At 64.3% G+C, this 14884-nt stretch carries 9 protein-coding genes; 4 read left to right on the top strand and 5 right to left on the bottom strand.

Translation table 11 applies throughout. The features are described from left to right. The first annotated feature begins 41 nt into the window (after positions 1–41). Positions 42–881: a Ku protein gene (locus CXY74_RS16335; protein ID WP_104201395.1), complete on the top strand. Its 840-nt coding sequence runs from the start codon at positions 42–44 to the stop codon at positions 879–881. Between the two features lie 99 nt (positions 882–980). Here the strand turns inward: CXY74_RS16335 and CXY74_RS16330 are convergent, their stop codons facing one another. Together CXY74_RS16330 and CXY74_RS16320 are read right to left on the bottom strand one after the other, a co-directional pair. Continuing rightward, the gene (locus CXY74_RS16330; RefSeq protein WP_104201394.1) at positions 981–2522 is read right to left on the bottom strand and encodes an aminoglycoside phosphotransferase; all 1542 of its coding nucleotides are present in this window, start codon (positions 2520–2522) and stop codon (positions 981–983) included. A 719-nt stretch (positions 2523–3241) separates the two neighbouring features. Next, positions 3242–3742, bottom strand: coding sequence for a GNAT family N-acetyltransferase (locus CXY74_RS16320; protein WP_104201392.1), 501 nt, complete (start codon positions 3740–3742; stop codon positions 3242–3244). Positions 3743–3976: 234 nt separating this feature from the next. On the opposite strand from CXY74_RS16320, the gene CXY74_RS16315 reads away from it, so the two are divergent. Then, positions 3977–5680 carry an AMP-binding protein gene (locus CXY74_RS16315; RefSeq protein WP_104201391.1) on the top strand — a complete coding sequence of 568 codons (1704 nt, stop codon included), beginning with the start codon at positions 3977–3979 and terminating at the stop codon, positions 5678–5680. A gap of 104 nt (positions 5681–5784) precedes the next feature. On the opposite strand, the gene CXY74_RS16310 is transcribed toward CXY74_RS16315, so the two are convergent. Continuing rightward, complete coding sequence (locus CXY74_RS16310) at positions 5785–6639, bottom strand: TIGR00645 family protein (protein ID WP_233193477.1); 855 nt, start codon at positions 6637–6639, stop codon at positions 5785–5787. Between the two features lie 206 nt (positions 6640–6845). On the opposite strand from CXY74_RS16310, the gene CXY74_RS16305 reads away from it, so the two are divergent. Both CXY74_RS16305 and CXY74_RS16300 read left to right on the top strand, forming a co-directional pair. Next, complete coding sequence (locus tag CXY74_RS16305; RefSeq protein ID WP_104201389.1) at positions 6846–8432, top strand: flotillin family protein; 1587 nt, start codon at positions 6846–6848, stop codon at positions 8430–8432. 220 nt (positions 8433–8652) lie between these two features. Further along, the gene (locus CXY74_RS16300; protein ID WP_104201388.1) at positions 8653–11019 is read left to right on the top strand and encodes a transglycosylase domain-containing protein; all 2367 of its coding nucleotides are present in this window, start codon (positions 8653–8655) and stop codon (positions 11017–11019) included. Positions 11020–11081: 62 nt separating this feature from the next. Here the strand turns inward: CXY74_RS16300 and dnaE are convergent, their stop codons facing one another. Both dnaE and CXY74_RS16290 read right to left on the bottom strand, forming a co-directional pair. Beyond that, the gene (gene dnaE / locus CXY74_RS16295; RefSeq protein ID WP_104201387.1) at positions 11082–14513 is read right to left on the bottom strand and encodes a DNA polymerase III subunit alpha; all 3432 of its coding nucleotides are present in this window, start codon (positions 14511–14513) and stop codon (positions 11082–11084) included. After that, a complete protein-coding gene (locus CXY74_RS16290; protein ID WP_104128500.1) occupies positions 14510–14782 on the bottom strand; it encodes a hypothetical protein in 273 nt (90 codons plus the stop codon). The genes dnaE and CXY74_RS16290 overlap by 4 nt, the downstream gene beginning before the upstream one ends. Between the last annotated feature and the right edge of the window lie 102 nt (positions 14783–14884).

Here is a 14884-nt window from a genome sequence, read left to right as displayed (position 1 = left end):
TACTAGACGACGAATGTCTCATTCGGGTGTGTACTGGGCGTATGAGAAGCATCTGGACCGGTGCGATCACCTTCGGGCTCGTCAATGTGCCCGTCAAGGTGTACAGCGCCACCGAAGATCACGACGTTGCACTTCATCAGGTTCACGATGCGGATGGAGGGCGTATCCGGTATCAACGTTGCTGCGAGATCTGCGCCAAGATTATTCCCTACGACCACATAGACAAGGCCTACGACGACGGTGAGCAGACGGTTGTGCTCAGTTCCGGGGACTTCGCCTCACTGCCTTCCGAGCACAGCAAAGAGATCGACGTGGTCGAATTCGTACCGAGCGACCAGGTCGACCCGATCATGCTCGACAAAAGCTACTTTCTCGAACCCGACGGTAAATCGTCGAAGGCTTACGTGTTGCTGCGGCGCACGCTGGAAGCGACCGATCGCACGGCTATTGTGCATTTTGCGCTGCGGCAGAAAACGCGCCTCGGCGCGCTGCGCGTACACGGTGATGTGCTGATGCTGCAATCCCTGCTCTGGGACGACGAGGTGCGAGAGGCCAAATTCGCATCCCTCGATGAGCGGGTGAACATCAGCGCGAAGGAGCTGGACATGTCAGCGGCGCTGGTCGAGTCCTTCGCGGCTGATTTCGCGCCGGATGCCTTCAACGACGATTATCAGGATGAGCTACAAGCGCTGATCGAGGCCAAGTTGAAGAGCGGCGATGCCGTGTCGACCGAGGCGACCCTCGGCGAAACAGTGCAGGAGAGTGAGGGCGGCGAGGTGCTCGACCTCATGGAGGCTTTGCGACGCAGCGTCGAGGCTAGCCGTGCGCGAGCCAAGCCGACGCCCAAACGCACGGCGAAGCAGTCCCGGTCGGCCTCCTAAATCGGCCTCTTGAATCGGTCTGCGCATCGACCGTGACCAGGTCTGGTTTCAGGCCCAACGGATGGTGTCACCGCACCTCGGCATTTTCCACAACGGCGGTTAGTTCGACCCGCCGACCAGCCGCTCGATCGCGGCGAGAGGGATCGGCAGCCAGGTCGGGCGGTTACGTATCTCGTAGACGGCTTCATAGAGTGCCTTGTCGAGTTCGAACGCATCGAGCAAGGTCCTTTGCTCGGCAAGTTTCACGCCGGAGCGTTCCGCATAACCGTTGAGAAAGGCATTGCGGCAGGCCATGGCCCACTGGAAAATAGTGGATCCGGCAGCCGTTGATTCTCCGGCGACTGGTTCGCCCGGCGCCTCCGCCCTGGTCGAGTCGTCCGTCGCTGCCGTCATAGCACCCGCAACGTAGGAGAACGATCGCAGCATCCCGGCGACATCGCGCAGCGGGATATCGGGCCGAGTCCGTTCCCGCAGGGTGCGCAGAGGTTCCCCCTCAAAGTCCAGCAATACCCAGCCACGACCGCGCACGTCGAGCACCTGGCCGAGGTGGAAATCACCGTGAATGCGCTGCAATCGCGGCCAGGTCGCTGTCTCCGCACGAGCGAAGACCGCCTCGATGGCAGCGCCGTATTGGGTCAGGATCGGTACTTCGTGCAGGGCCTGGCGGCAACGCTGCCGCATCTTGGCCATTTCGTCGGCGATGACCGCGGGGGTCACATCCAGCGTCGGCAAAGTGCGGGCGAGGTCCTGGTGTACATCGGCGGTAGCCTGACCCAGTCGAAAAGCCGGACCCGTGAAGTCGCTGCCGGAAGCCGCAGCGACCAGGGCTGTACGCCACGCATCTGGGGCATCGGGCAGAAATTCCTGGGCAAAGGCCAGATGGCCGACGGCCCGACTGTCAGGTTCGGCGGGGTCATCCCATTGGCCAAGAATGTCCCCGAAAGGGAGCGGGATCCGCTCTGATCCGGCGCTGGACAGTGCGGCCTGCACCACTACATCAGGATTTTCACCGGCATGAATGATGCGGAAAATCTTGCAGATGATCGGCGTTGTCGGCGTACCGGTTGCGTCCGTGCGCTGCACGACGATCGAGGTGTTGGATTGCTCACCGTCGAGGACGCGGCTGGAGACCACAGCGGCCTCCCGAGGGGAGGCGGAATCCGGTCTCAAATCTTCGCCGTGCGCGCTGGCGGCGGTATGGTCATGTGCCGGAGCACCGGTCGAACTCGTCACGCCCTGCAGTTCCATGAAGCTGAGCACTGCAGAGGCGAAGATCGGGTCATAGGCGGCGTCATAAATGAAGCGTGCTCGGTCGGAGCCGGTTTTGCGCTCGGTGATCAGGGCATTGGCTGAGCCGGCAAGTTCATAAGCCCGCTCCGTGGTCGGCAGTTGGTAGAGGGTGAGGCCCAGGCTCGCCGTGTCCAACATGAGGTCGATGCGAATGGTGATGTCCGGGTCGATCGAGTCTAGAGAGAAATGGCCAATGCTGCGAAGAACCGGCATCTGCCCCTTGTTGCCGAACCACCGCTGCGTCGATACCCACGCGTTGACATAATCGGGCATCGGAATGCCCCGATGGGCCGGTGCGAGGTCGGGATTAGCGGCGGGGTCTGCATTCGGGGCGCTGTCTCCATCGATCATGCCGTCAGCGTATCCTCCCCGCCCGGGTTAAGCCGCGTGTTCGGGCATGCCGTCAATAATGTTTCGCGCAACGGGTGCCAGCGACAGCGCCGCTGGAAGCGATGCCGAGATGGGCTGTCACGAATACCTTGAGGCGCTCGGCAACAGCCACAGACTCGCACGACTCGCCCCACGTGCACCGCTGACCGGTCGGACTGAGGGTCAACGGCACTCATGGGTGGCAAAGCAGGGCGGCAGAGCAGGGGGCCGAGCAGGAGGCAGGACGTCGCGGGCGCGCAGTTAAGCGGAGGCGAGGGCGTGCGGCAGGCGCACGGGTTCAACACGGATGCTGGTGCGCTCGCAACCCGTGCATTTGAGAACGTAGAGGGGGAGCGAGAGCCGAAGGGCTTGCGCGGGGTTCGGTTTCAGGTCGGCCTGTGACTTGCAAAACGGGCAGGTAATTCGCATCGAGGGTGGTCCCTTGGCTTGGTTCTGCGCAAGCGGTAACTCGCGTCCACTAGACCATAGGGGGCAATTACCTGTTGCCGCACCCCCTTGAACTTTCAGCTGATCTATGTATACAGAGCAGTATGTCTGCCTCCGTTTCCGCGGACGCAAAGCCGTACCTTCAACGACTGGTCAGATGAATGGATTCAGCGACTTTCGACTGTGTATACAGAAAATTGACCCGAATATCGACACGACGAACGACTAGCCACCATCAGTGACAGCGGTCTTCCCTAAACGGACGCCGCGAGCAGGCTCACGACGACGGTGTCGCCCTTGGTTGACAGCTGGCCAACCGGGGCGAAGCCGAGGCGGTCGTGAAAAGCGAGCGAGCCCGGGTTCGGCGGCTCCAGGTTGACCTCGCAGAACACCTCGGTGAGGTTCAGACGGCGGGCAGCCCCAAAGATGGCGTCGTAGAGCACCTGGCCGAGGCCCTGCCCGCGATACCCGTCGGCCACGACGATGCGGTCGACGTAGAGAAAATCGGTGGACCGGCTGGAGAACCAGCGGTAGTTCTCACTCGCGTATTCGGCCCCGGCGATGAACAGAATTGCGAAGCCGATGGCGATGTCGGACGTAGCGTCGTCAACGACAGCAACGGCAAGATTGCTGTGCTCGACGAGCGCGGCCAGCGCGTCGGCATCCAACTCGTTGACCGCGGGAACCGCAGCATTGTTGAGCGCGAGTACGAGCGGCAGATCGGCGGGAATCAGGGAACGAATCGAGTAGGTCACCCATTAACGATAGGCCAGTGCACGATAAGGCTGCTGTTCATGGCCCCGACCGACACATCCCGCAGGGACACGTGGTCATCAGTCTGCCCACCCTCCTCGGCTCGGGCAAGCTCGCGGGCATCCGATTCGTGCGAGCTGCTATCGGCCAGGCCCGGTATGGGCCGAGCCACAGCCCTGAGAGAATGTACTGTCGCCGTTTCGCTCGTGGCGGCTCGTTCAAGGAGACAACGGCGTATGACACACCAGGTGAGCACGAGTAACTACCGTGCCGCACGCGACCAGCTTTTGGCCCTGCGCGACGATCACGCTCGCGCCGCCCAGGAATTTCGCTGGCCAGATGTGGGAGAACACTTCAACTGGGCCACCGACTGGTTCGACGTGCTCGCCCGCGGCAATGACAAAATCGCGCTGTGGATCGTCGAAGAAGACGGCAGCGAGCAAAAACTCACCTTTGATGAGATGGCCCATCGATCCGACCAGGTCGCCACCTGGCTCAGCCACCACGGCGTCGGGCGTGGCGACCACGTCATGCTCATGCTTGGCAACCAGCGGGAGATCTGGGAGGCGATGCTCGCCATTATGAAGGTCGGCGCCGTCATCATGCCCACGAGCGCCGTGCTCGCCTCGCACGACCTGGCGGATCGCGTGCAGCGCGGCGGCGTCGCCCACGTGATCGCCAACTCGGCCGACGCGGTCAAATTCGACGACGTTCCCGGCGACTACACCCGCATCGCTGTCGGCGCGGCCCTCCCTGGGTGGTCCGACTTCGCGGATGCCTACCAGGTGACCCCGGAACCCATCACCACGGTCGTGGAATCCGCCGATCCCTCGTTGATCTACTTCACCTCCGGCACGACAAGCAAGCCCAAGATGGTGCTGCACTCGCAGACCTCCTACCCGGTCGGCCACCTCTCCACCATGTACTGGCTGGGCCTGCGTCCCGGCGACGTGCATCTCGCCATCAGCTCGCCCGGTTGGGGCAAGCACGCCTGGAGCTGCTTCTTCGCCCCGTGGATCGCCGAGGCGACCGTGTTCGTCTACAACTATTCCAAGTTCGACCCCGCCGCCCTGATTGCGCAGCTGCACCGCGCCGAGGTCAACACGTTCTGCGCACCGCCGACAGTCTGGCGCATGCTCATTCAAGCGGATGTCGGCGCCCGCCCGGCTAGCCTCCGCGAGTTGCTCTCGGCTGGAGAACCGCTCAACCCCGAGGTGATCCGGCAGATCGACAACGGCTGGAAGCTCACCATTCGCGACGGGTTCGGCCAAACCGAGACCACCGCAATCGTCGGAAACGGTCCCGGATCCGTGCTGAAGGCCGGGTCGATGGGCCTGCCCTTGCCCGGCGTCGCGATCAAGCTGCTCGACCCGATCACCGAGTTGCCCGCCGACGAGGGCGAAATCTGCCTCGACCTCTCGCAGAGCCCAGTCAACCTCATGAGCGGCTACCACGGCGAACCCGACCTCACCGCGCACGCCATTCGCGGCGGATTTTTTCACACCGGCGATGTCGCCACGGTGGATTCCGATGGCTACCTCACCTTCATCGGCCGCACCGACGACGTCTTCAAGTCGAGCGACTACAAGGTATCGCCGTTCGAGGTGGAGAGCGTTCTGCTCGAACATCCCGCGGTCGCCGAGGCCGCTGTCGTTCCCGCTCCCGACGCAACCAGGCTGAACATTCCCAAGGCCTACATTCATCTCGCGCCGGGCTGGGAACCGACGGCGGAGACCGCAGAAGCCGTGCTGCGACACGCCCGCACCGGGCTGCCGGCCTATATGAGGGTGCGGCGGGTGGAGTTTTTCGACCTGCCCAAGACCATCTCGGGCAAGATTCGCCGGGTCGAGCTGCGCGAGCGTGAAGACGACGCGGCCGGTTCGGACATCCGACTGCCGGACGAGTGGCGCGACGACCAGTTTCCGGGACTCAAGCGCTAACAGCATCCGCTGCAAGGACGGGGCTCACGGCCCGCGACGCGGCCCGGCGGCTCCGATACCGAGCAGGTACGCGTTCTGAAAGAACTCATTCAGAGGGTCGCGTCTTAGTAGCGGGCGAGCAGCTCCGTCTTTTTCGCGACGAACTCGGCGTCCGTGACGACGCCTGCGTCACGCAGTTGACCCAGTTGGGTCAAGTGCAGGGCGATACCGGTGGATGCCGTTGGCGCGAGTTCGCGACGGATGGGCGCGGCACTCAGGGCCGTGACCGGCTCCGGGGCGATGGCCGGTCCATGCACGACCGCGGGTGATGGTGTGGGCGGCGCTGCGTGCCCGGCCTGGGACATGCGGTCGATCCATGCCAGCGCGATCGCCGAGAGGATGAACACCATGTGGATGATGACCTGCCAGAGCACGCCGTCCCAGGTGTAGACGTTGCCGGTGATGGTCTCTCTCGGGCCGGAGTCGATCGAGGTGCCGCGCGCGGCCAGATCGCCGACCTCGATAAAGGTTTTGAGCAGGTGAATTGACGAGATTCCCACGATGGCCATGGCGAGTTTGACCTTGAGCACGTTCGCGTTGACGTGGCTGAGCCACTCCGGCTGGTCGGGGTGGCCATCTAAACGGATACGCGAGACGAACGTCTCATAGCCGCCGATGATGACCATGATCAGCAGATTCGCAATCATCACGACGTCGATCAGGCCGAGCACGGAGAGCATGATCGCTGCTTCTTCAACGTGGATGCCACCGTCGTCGCCGGGCACGGTCAATGACGTCCAGACGTCGCCACCGAGGTTGATGAGCTCCACCATGAACACGATCACGTAGATGATCTGCGCGATGATGAGCCCGATATAGAGGGGTGCCTGCAGCCAGCGGCTGAAGAAGATCATGAGCCCGACGCTGCGTACCCAGCGGGACTGAGGGCGGAAAGGGCGGGGGAGGGCTGCTTCAGTCACCGCTTGATCATAAATGGAGCCCGAGTGTGAACCCCCTGTGAGCGGAGGGCTCGGTTGCCCGAGGTGGCAGCGCCCGAGTAGGTGCTGTCGCGACACCCTTCGCATCCGGCGCAGTGGCCTGCGAGACTGAACTCACAGCTCGGCGACACGGGAGACAGACCGGATCACCGAAACGACGTACGCGCCACGCGCCTCGAAAGGACTCCATGCTCGATTTTCTGTTCAGCCCGATCCCCGGGATCATTTTCACAATCGTTGTGGTTTTGCTCATCGGCCTGATTTACGCCAAGACGATCTACAAGAACGCGGGGCCCGATGAGGCCCTCATCATCACCGGCAAGAAGAGCCGCAAAACCATCGTCGATGGGGCCACGCTCGAGGAGTCCGGCCAGCGCGTCGTGCACGGACAGGGTGTCTTCATCACGCCCTTCTTTCAGAAGGCGTTCAAGATCAGCCTGCGCAGCCGGGCGATCGAGATCACTGCAGTCGCGCAGGACCGCAACGGCATCACGCTCTCCGTCGACGCCGTGGCCATCGTCAAGGTCGGGGACGCACCGCAGTCGATTCGTGCCGCAGCCCAGCGGTTTCTCGGCCAGGACAAGAACATCGACGGCTTCGCACAGGAAGTACTGAGCGGCTCGTTGCGTTCGTCGATCGGCGCGACCGACGTGATGACCGTCATTCAAAAGCGAGATGAGCTCGGCACCTCGGTGCTCGCCACCGCTCGGGAGTCGCTCGCTAACCAGGGCCTCGACGTTGACTCATTCGAGATCAAGGGCATCACCGACGAGAACGACTACATCCGCGATATCGGCCGTGCCGAGCAGGCCAAGGTGCGTCGTCAGGCGGAGGTGGCTGAGCACGTGGCGAACCGCGAGTCACAGGAAGCTTTGATCACCGCCGAGCAGGCCATTGCCGAAGCACAGAACACTCTCGCCCTGCGTAAAGCTGCGTTGCAGCTCGACACCGACAAGGCCTCTGCCGAGGCCGCCGCGTCAAAGCCCCTCGCCGAGGCGAAGGCGCAGCAGGCCATCGTGCAGGAGCAGGAACTCACCGCCCAGCGCCGCGCCAGCCTGCGCAAGGCCGAGCTGGAATCCGAAGTCAACGCGATCGCCGACGCCGACGCCTACCGCATCCGGGTGACCGCCATCGCTGCCGCCGAGGCATCCGTCGCCAAGGCCACCGCTGATCGCGACAGTCGTGTCGCCAACGCCGACGCCACCCGCGCCGAGGGTCAGGCCGAGGCCGATGCCATTCTCGCCCGTGGTACCGCCGAGGCCACGGCCACCCGTCTTTCCGCCGAGGCCGTTGCCCAGCAGTCCGAGGCGCTCATTCAGCTGCGCCTGGTGGAAATGCTTCCGCAGATTGCGCACGAGCTCGCCGCCCCGATGGGCAACATCGACCAGCTCACCGTCATTTCAACGGATGGCGCCAGCCAACTCTCCAAGAACGTCGCGTCGGGCTTCAGCGAGGTTGACGCCGTGCTCGGCTCCACCATGGGAATCGGCATCAAGGACCTTCTCGGCGGGTTGCTCGGTGGAACAGCCGGAGCCGCCCTGCGGAACGCCGCGGCCACGCACGCCGGTGCATCCGTTTCACCCACTGTCGCGTCGACGCGTTCGACTGCGACCGGCGCTGCCGGTTATGACACGACGCCAGCCCCGACATCGACCGCCACCGCACCGGCAGCAGCGGTTCCGGCGGTTGCTCCGTCGTCAGTGTCTTCATCGGCGGCGATGGACGCCGCTGCGGCGCAGCTCTCCAAAAAGGAAGGCGACCACCTGCTGCCGTAGCGAATACGGCCAGGCAGGGCACAAAGATCGCCAAACTGCACCCCGCGCTGAAGATCCCAGCGCGCTCAGTCGTGCGTGGTCAGCGCCTGCCCGAGCATGACGGCACGGGTAGAGCCTGAGAAAACGGTATCAAGCCGATACCTTCTCCGATCGGCCAGCTGGCCCCATGAGCACCCACATATGACTAACATGACTTTTAGTCACGTACCGAAGTGCAGGCGTGGGCTTTCGTATCGGGTGGATTCGCTGGGGGGTAAACGTGGTTCAGGTGACCGAGGTTCCGGCTGGCGTGGCCCAATCATGGCGGCGTTCTCTTCATGGCGTTCTGGGCGGCCTGCTCGGGTTCGTCGCCATGAGCGCGGCAGCGGGCATTCTGGTCGCCGTGTCGGTGACCCCGGTCGTGGCGCTCTCGGGCATAGCTGCGACCAACACGATCTCGGTGTTCGAGAATCTGCCGGGTTACGTCAACATCGAGCCTCTGTCGCAGAAGAGTGACATCTTCGCCACTCGCAGCGACGGAACGGCCGAACTACTCGCCTCGTTCTACGATCAAAACCGCATCGAGGTGAGTTGGGATGCGATCAGCCAGTTTGCGAAGGATGCCGCGGTGTCGGGAGAAGACCCTCGCTTCTACGAGCATGGCGGGGTGGATTTGCAGGGCACGTTGCGGGCCACGGCCACGACGGTGGCCGGGGGAAACACGCAGGGTGGGTCGTCTATCACGCAGCAGTATGTGAAGAATGTGCTCGTGCAGAAGTGCGAGCTGCTCACCGAGAAGCGGGCGCACGACGCGTGCTACAGCGCGGCGACCGAGACCACGCCTGATCGCAAACTCAAGGAAATGCGGCTCGCCATCGGAGTCGAGAAAGAGTACAGCAAGCACGACATACTGCAGCAATACTTCAATATCACCGGCTTCGGGGGCACGGTCTACGGCATCGAGGCCGCAGCCAATTACTACTTCAATACCACCGCGGCCAACCTCACTGTGACGCAGGCGGCGAGCCTGGTCGCGATCGTGAACAACCCGGTGAAGTTTCAGCTTGACAAACCCGCGAGCGAGACCAACGGAGCCGCAAACGGTTACGCGGCCAACAAACAACGCCGCGACTACATTCTGCGCGAGATGCTGCGTTATAAGAAAATCACGAATTCCGACTATGACGCCGCCGTGGCGTTACCGGTCGAACCCGTGATCACCGAACCGAGCACGGGCTGCCAGACCGCCGCGGCCAACGCGTTCTTCTGCGACTATGTGACCAAGATTCTGCAGAACGATCCCACCTTCGGCACCGATGCTGCCGCTCGTATGCTCAACTTCCGCCGGGGCGGCTACGACGTATACACAACCCTTGATCTCGACGTGCAGAACGCGGCCGTCACCACCATGAACCAGCAGGTTCCCAAGGTCTACGCTGGCGGCGATGTCGGCGCGGTGATCACGAGTGTGCAGGTCGGTACTGGTCGAGTACTCGCCATGACCCAGAACAAGGACTACAGCCAGGACCCCATAGTGCAGGCGACCGGAGCCAACTACACCGGTATCAATTACGCCACCGACTTCGCCGAGGGCGGCTCGCTCGGATTCCAACCCGGATCGACCTACAAGGTTTTCACCCTGGCCGAGTGGCTCAAGGAGGGCCACTCGCTCAACGAACGTGTCGATTCCCGGCGCAAGGCGAAATGGGGCACCTTCCAGGACAGCTGCCTGGGGCCTCAGAATTATGACAAGGATAAACGGCCCTTCAACCCGCGCAACGATGCCAACGAATCCGGCGCCAATTACAGCGCGCTGCAGGCCACTGTAGGTTCGATCAATACCGGCTTCATCGGCATGGCGAAGCGGCTCGACCTGTGCGGCATCCGCAAAACTGCGGAGGCGTTCGGGGTGCACCGGGCCGATGGCAACCCGCTCTCGCAGTCCGCAGCAACCGTGATCGGAACCAATGAGGTTGCGCCGCTAACCATGGCCGTCGCCTTCGCCGGCATCGCCAACAAGGGCGTCACCTGTTCGCCGATTGCCATCGACCGCATCGTCAGTCCGGGTGGGGTGGAGATTCCGGTGCCGCCGTCGGTGTGCACGCAATCAGTCGATTCGACGGTCGCGGCTGGCATGGCCTACGCCATGCATCGGGTGATGACGAGCGGCACCGGGCGGCAATCCAACGCCAAAGCACTGCCTGCGGTGCCGATGATCGGCAAGACCGGAACGACGGATAGTGCCAAAGACACCTGGATGAGCGGCGCCAGCACCAAGGTGGCCACGGTGGTCGCCGTGGTGAGCGTGACCGGAGCGCTCAGCCAGCGGCGGCAGTTCTTTGGACGTGACCAGATCGCGACGGCCCGGCATCGCATGTGGCCGGTCGTGATGTCGGTCGTCAACGCCAAGTACGGCGGAGATGCCTTCGACGAACTCGCCCCCAAGTACATTCCACCGCCCGTGGTCGTGGCGCCACCGGTCGCTCCGCCGGTTGTGGCGCCGCCGGTCGCTCCGCCGGCAGCTCCGCCGGTCGCTCCGCCGGTCGCTCCGCCGGCAGCTCCGCCGGTCGCTCCGCCGGATGCCGCTCCCATCACCCCTGACCAGTAGCGCCGCTCAGGAATGGTGTGCCCGTAGCACCGCCTAAATAGTGGTGGGCCGTTAGCGCCGTCTCACGCGCTCTGCGCCGCATTGAGATGGTGCAGGGTGCCGCCGGGGCGTGATGACAGCTGAGCCGGCTGCGCGGCGAGTTCGGCCGCGTAGGCCGCTGCGCTGGCCGCTTCCTCGGCAGCCACCCGTTCAACGGCGTGCCGCTCCTTCACTTGGCGGGCCACATCGAACAGGTCCCACAGATTCTCCCCGGTCACCGAGACGCCGCGCGCACCGGAGCGCCGGGTACGACCGCGCACGAGCATGTAATTGGTCTGGAACACGTGCCCGCCGACCCGCTCCTGCGCGTCGTGAAAGAACACGACGTTGGAGACCGGGCCGGTGCCATCGTCGAGGCTGATGAACACCACGCGGCGGCCGCCGCGCATCGGAGGCGTGTTCGTGGCTCGCCGAACTCCGGCAAGCAGCACCTCGGTGCCACCGGGCAGGTTACCGAGCTCGCTCGCCGGGGTCACCCCCAACTCCCTGAACAGGGCGTGAAAGCGTTTCATCTGGTGTGATCCGACGGCCAGGTTCAGGTCCTGCAGCTCCAGATCGGTCTGGGTGCGGCCGCGCAGTTCGAGTGAGGTGATGGCGCCGGCGCGATCGCCCGAGTACTGCGGCACCGGCAGCTCCACCTCGAACGCTAGCTGGTCGGCGCGAATGACCACGGCGGTGCCGCGCAGCGATTGAATGTGCGCGAGCAGTTCGTGCCGTCGGGCCCGGTCGTAGCCGATGAACGTGTCGAGGGCGCCCACTCGGGCGAGCGCCTCGAAGGTGCGCCGCCTAGGGTGCACCCGGTCCCGAAAGTCCTGCAGCGACCCGAACGGTTGATGCTGCGCAATGCGCTCCCGCTCCGTCTCCGTGCTACCGACCAGTTCGGGCAGCGCCAGACGGATGCCCTGGCTTCCGTCGGCGAGATCCTCCACCCGGTAGTCCAGCGCACTCGACTGCACGTCGAGGGGGAGTACCGGCACCCCGAGCACCCGGGCCTCGGCGACGATGAGGTCTTTGGGCCACATGCCGGGGTCGTGGGTGAGTAGCCCGGCCAGAAAAGCGGCCGGGTGATGGGTTTTCAGCCAAGCGGACTGGTAGGTGGGCAAGGCGAAGGCTGCGCCGTGCGCTTTGGCGAAGCCGAAGCTGCCGAACCCGGCGAGCACCGTCCAGACCTGGTCGATGACGGCAACGCTGAACCCGCGCGCCAGTGCCCGTTCGCGCACGTACTCTTCGATCTCGGGGAGTCGCTCGGGTTTACCCAGGTGCCGGCGAAAGACATCCGCTTTGCCCAGGCCGCAGCCGGTGAGCTCGTCGAACAGCCGCATGACCTGTTCGTGAAAGATGACGACGCCGTTGGTTTCGCGCAAAATCGGCTCGAACCGGGGGTGAATGTAGTCGGGGGAGACCTCACCGTGCCGGGCCTGCAGATATTTGAGCGGCATGTTGTTTTTCATCGGGCCGGGCCGAAACAGCGAGATCTCCACGGTGAGGTCGTTGAACACCTCCGGTTGCAGCTTGCCGACCAGCTCCATCTGGCCGGGCGATTCGATCTGAAAAATGCCGAGCGTGCGCGTGGACCGAATGAGCTCGAAGGTTTTCGGGTCGTCGAGCGGCACCCGGTCAAGGTCGATACTCTCGCCGGTGAGTCGGTGATGCTCTTCAACGGCGTGCGCCATCGCCGACTGCATGCGCACGCCGAGAATGTCGAGTTTGATCAGCCCCATCGGGTCCATGTCGTGTTTGTCGTACTGCGACATCGGCAGGCCCATGCCGCTCGCCTGCACCGGGGTGCGGTCGAGCAGGCTCGCGTCGGAGAGAATCACGCCGCAGGGGTGCACCGAGATGTGTCGGGGGAGCCGGTCGAGTTTCGCGGTGAGGTCGACGAGCAGGTCGAGCTGTTGCGACTCACGTACCTCGGCGGCGAGGGCTTCGAGTTCGGGCTTCTCTTCGAGGGCGCGGCGAAAGTCGCGAGCGTTGAATCGCCACATCTGCTTGGCGATCACGTTGATCTGGGCATCGGGCAGGCCGAGGGCGAGACCGGCGTCGCGCACGGCGCCGCGGCCGCGGTAGGCGTTGGTCATCGACATGAGCGAGACCCGGTCGCTGCCGAAGGCACGAAACACTTCGCGGTAGATGTCGTGGCGCCTGGCCGACTCGACGTCGATGTCGATATCGGGCAGCGTCTGGCGTTCGGGGGAGAGAAAACGTTCCCAGAGCAGCCCGTTGCCGATGGGCTCGACCGAGGAGGTGCGCAGCGCGTAGTTGAGCACCGACCCGACCCCCGAGCCGCGCGCCTGAATGCGGATACCCATCCCGCGAATAATGTCGGCCACCCGTGACACGGTCAGAAAGTAGCTGGCAAAGCCTAAGTGTTCGACCGTTTTCATCTCGTGGGCGAGCTGGGCGTGGGCCGCTTCGACCGCGCGGGAGCCGCTCGCCGAGTACAGGTCGGCGATGCCGCTTGTGGCGCGCCGCCAGAGTTCGGTGACCGGGTCGCCGGTGACGCCGATGATGCGCGCCTCCGGCATGCGCGGGCGCCCCAGCCCGATATCGAGAACCGGGTCGAGGCTGCACCGGTCGGCGAGCTGCTCGGTGTCACGCAGTAGCCGTTCGAGCGCCCCGTCATCGTGTAGGCCGGCATCAACGACCATGCGGGCCACCTGGCGCATCGCTCCGGCCGGCTTGAGCCAGGCCTGGCCGTTGGTTTGGGGGGTTTCGAGTTCGGCAAGCGGCAGCAGAAAGCGTGCGGCATCGGCGAGATCGGCGGTGACTGCCTCGTCGGGCGTGCCGTATCGCACGGCATTGCTGAGCACAGCGGGGAGCCCGGCGTTCTCGGCGAGGGCGAGCATGCGCGTGGCCGGCGTCACGCTGCCGACGGTGCCGCTTTCGGCCAGGTGACAGACGATTTCGAGTACGACGGCCTGGGCGGGCAGGGCACGCTGCCAGTGGGCAAGCCGCGCCGCGGCATCCGCATTGTCGCGGCGGGCGATGGCGAGACCGACGTCGGAGTCGGGGCCGAGCAGCACGGTGAGCGAGGCGAGGCCGGCCAGGTCGGCCAGGCGATCGCGCGAAATGCTCGGTCCGGTGCTGCCGGGCGTGAGCGCGGAGCGTTGACCGGCACCACCGTCGTGGGCGGAGCTGACCGCCCGGCAGAGCGCGGCGTACCCGCGACCGTTGGTGTGGCCGTGGGCGAGCACGACCACTCGACCGAGCGGGCGATACTCCTCGTCGTGCACGGCAAGTTCGGCGCCGAGCCCGGGGCGGATAGCCACGGCCACGCAGGCTCGCACGTGTTTGACGGCGCCGTAGAGTCCGTCACGGTCGGTGACGGCCAGAAAATTCGCGCCCTGCGCGGCCGCCTGCTCGGCCAGGGCTTCGGGAAGCGTAACCCCATAGTGGGTCGAGTAGGCGCTTGCGACGTGTAGGTGCGCGAAGCTCGTCGCCAGTGCGTTGCTCATCCCCAGTCCAATGCTAAAGTCCAGGACCCGTCAATGCCGCGGCGCAGGTCGTAGCGGTGCTGTTCTTCGCCGCCGCGGCTGGCATCGAGCCGCCACAGCTCGGTGTCGATGCGGGTAGGGGTTCCCTCGTCTTCCCACCACCGGGTACGTTTGAACACCGCCTGCGGTTGCCCGATGACGGTGTGTTCGAACCGATTCCAGATGAATGCGCGCGGGTCGCCGTCGGGGGACAACTCAACGTCGACCGGTGCATCAATAATTTGGGGCAAGGTGGGCTCCCTGGGCTCGTGACGGGTGATAATGGTAAAAACCTGATGAGCGATGGTTAAAAAAACCTGCAATGAGTTCGAACAAAATCTCGTTGAAACCAA

This window comes from Cryobacterium sp. Y29, from assembly GCF_002929825.1.
Classification (GTDB): Bacteria; Actinomycetota; Actinomycetes; order Actinomycetales; family Microbacteriaceae; genus Cryobacterium.
This window is presented reverse-complemented; position numbering and strand designations above follow the sequence as displayed.

Coding starts and splice junctions, on each gene's coding strand:
- CXY74_RS16335 (WP_104201395.1), top strand. CDS start 42: ATGAGAAGCATCTGGACCGGTGCGATCACCTTCGGGCTCGTCAATGTG.
- CXY74_RS16330 (WP_104201394.1), bottom strand. CDS start 2,522: ATGATCGATGGAGACAGCGCCCCGAATGCAGACCCCGCCGCTAATCCC.
- CXY74_RS16315 (WP_104201391.1), top strand. CDS start 3,977: ATGACACACCAGGTGAGCACGAGTAACTACCGTGCCGCACGCGACCAG.
- CXY74_RS16305 (WP_104201389.1), top strand. CDS start 6,846: ATGCTCGATTTTCTGTTCAGCCCGATCCCCGGGATCATTTTCACAATC.
- dnaE (WP_104201387.1), bottom strand. CDS start 14,513: ATGAGCAACGCACTGGCGACGAGCTTCGCGCACCTACACGTCGCAAGC.